General features: G+C 77.1%; 1 protein-coding gene. It reads left to right on the plus strand.

All coding sequences use genetic code 11. The features are described 5' to 3' along the window. Positions 1–28: 28 nt before the first annotated feature. Positions 29–245: hypothetical protein (locus AC0IW9_RS31645; RefSeq protein ID WP_471652242.1), on the plus strand; the 217-nt coding region annotated here is incomplete at its 3' end.

Raw genomic sequence — 245 nt, forward strand, 5'->3', positions numbered from 1 at the left:
GCTGTGGCGCTGAGAGGGAGGCCGCACGATGTCCGACCTCCTCCCGGCCCCCGTCCGGCAGCCGGGCGAGCCGGTCCAGCATCGGCAGGGCTTCCTCCGGCCGGTGGTCACGGACCAGCTGGCGGGCCTTGGCATGCAGGCGGGGACCGAGCGAGGCGTCGGGCCCGGGCTGCCGGACGGGGGCCGGGAGGAGGTCGGACCTCGTGCGGCCTCCCACTCAGCGCCACAGCGCGGCGGCGAAGTGG

This window comes from Belnapia sp. AC561, from assembly GCF_979252845.1.